Source organism: Tessaracoccus caeni, assembly GCF_029211185.1.
In the GTDB taxonomy this organism is placed as follows: Bacteria; Actinomycetota; Actinomycetes; order Propionibacteriales; family Propionibacteriaceae; genus Arachnia; species Arachnia caeni.
This window is the reverse complement of sequence record NZ_JARGDO010000060.1, coordinates 1-883: the sequence shown is the minus strand read 5'-3', so window position 1 is coordinate 883 and position 883 is coordinate 1. Positions and strand designations below refer to the sequence as shown.

Sequence of the window (883 nt, the reverse complement as noted above, 5' to 3'; positions counted from 1 at the left end):
TGAGCCTTATTCAGGCGGTGGCCCAGTGGTGTAGAGCGACCACGGTGGAGATCGTGTTTTTGAATGTTCGGTATGGGCGTCGGTAGTCGGTATGCAGGATGCCCCAGTTCTTGAAGTGAGCGATCACGCGTTCGATCGTGGCCCGGATTTTGTTGATTTCCTTGTTGAACTTTTTCTCCCAGTCCAGCAGTCCCCGGTGGGTGGGTTTCTTGATGGGGGTGAGCATGCCGCGACCGACGTAGCCCTTGTCTCCGATCCAGTTGGCGGGGTCCAGGTCGTCGAGGACGTGGGACTGGTCCAGGCAGTACACGTCGTGGTGGTTCCCGTCGATCGGGTCGGAGATCCAGGCCAGGTGCCCGTCGAGGGTCGCGGCGACTTGCACGTTGTAGCCGGTGGTTTTGTGTTTCCCGGAGTACAGCTCGGGATGGCCTGCCCAGGACCAGCACGGCAGCAGGGTGCCGTCGACGAGGTACTGGACTTTGGTGTCCAGGTCGTCGGCGGTGGGCACGAACTCCCGCAGCACCGTCTCCAGCATCGGAGTGATCCGGGTGATGGCCCTGCTGATAGTGGGCTGGGACACGTCGAAGGTCTCCGCGATCTCCGCTTGGATGCGGTTACGGCGAAGGTAGGTCAATGCCACCACCACGGATCGGTAGAGTCCGAGCACTGGTGGCCAGTCGTGTTCCTCTTGGGGGATCTGTTCTCGGATCATGTCGCACAGATCGTGGATCTCTTCACGAAGGAGTCCTGTGGTATTCTTCATTCCAGGCAGCCTGTTCTTGAGGTGTTGAATTGTCGTAAATCCAATTATCTCAAGAAACGGGCTGCCGCCTTATCTTGACACGCTGTTTAGTTGTGGTTAACTACGCCCTGAATAAGCCTC

General features: G+C 58.3%; 1 protein-coding gene. It reads right to left on the bottom strand.

Features of this window, described 5'->3' with window-relative positions; translation table 11 throughout:
* Nucleotides 1-10: 10 nt before the first annotated feature.
* Nucleotides 11-763, bottom strand: a complete 753-nt coding sequence (locus tag P0D62_RS18985; RefSeq protein ID WP_275704089.1) for a transposase family protein — start codon at nt 761-763, stop codon at nt 11-13.
* Nucleotides 764-883 lie beyond the last annotated feature (120 nt).